Source organism: Pseudoxanthomonas dokdonensis (genome assembly GCF_001431405.1).
In the GTDB taxonomy this organism is placed as follows: Bacteria; Pseudomonadota; Gammaproteobacteria; order Xanthomonadales; family Xanthomonadaceae; genus Pseudoxanthomonas_A; species Pseudoxanthomonas_A dokdonensis.
The window spans coordinates 1-510 of record NZ_LDJL01000030.1; the positions used below are offsets into that span (position 1 = coordinate 1).

General features: G+C 69.8%; 1 pseudogene. It reads left to right on the plus strand.

Annotated features, from left to right (window positions below):
* Nucleotides 1-218, plus strand: a pseudogene (locus ABB29_RS16520) (HDOD domain-containing protein); the annotation flags it as partial.
* Between the last annotated feature and the right edge of the window lie 292 nt (nucleotides 219-510).

Consider the following 510-nt stretch of genomic DNA (forward strand, 5'->3'; position numbering starts at 1 on the left):
TGCCGATGCCGATCATCGAAGCGGTCGCCTTCCACCTGCAGCCGCAGCGCTCGAACGTGCGCAGCTTCTGGGTCACCGGCGCGGTGCACGTGGCCACGGCCCTGGCCGGCGGCAGCCAGGTGGACGAGCAGTACCTGGAACGCACCGCGGTGCTGCCGCGGCTCGACGGCTGGCGCGAGATGGCCAACGACTTCGCCGGGCTGGCCGCCACCGCCTGAGGCGGCAACCGACGAATGCACCTGCAACGGCCGCACGGGATGCGGCCGTTGCTTTTTGGTCCGCCTGCGGAAGAACGACGTGCCTGCAGCCGAAGACATCCGGCGAAGCGGAGTAACGCCCGGCGCGACCCTCCCGGCAGATTCTGGCCGGGCGCCGCCCAGCACTGCGGAAACGATATTCCGCCCGCATGTCGATATTCCGCCCGCATGCGTAGAGCTGGGAAACGCCCCGCTGGGGCCTGCCCGGTAAAGCTCCAGCGGGGCGTTGTCCCGCGCTGCAGGAATGCGTCTG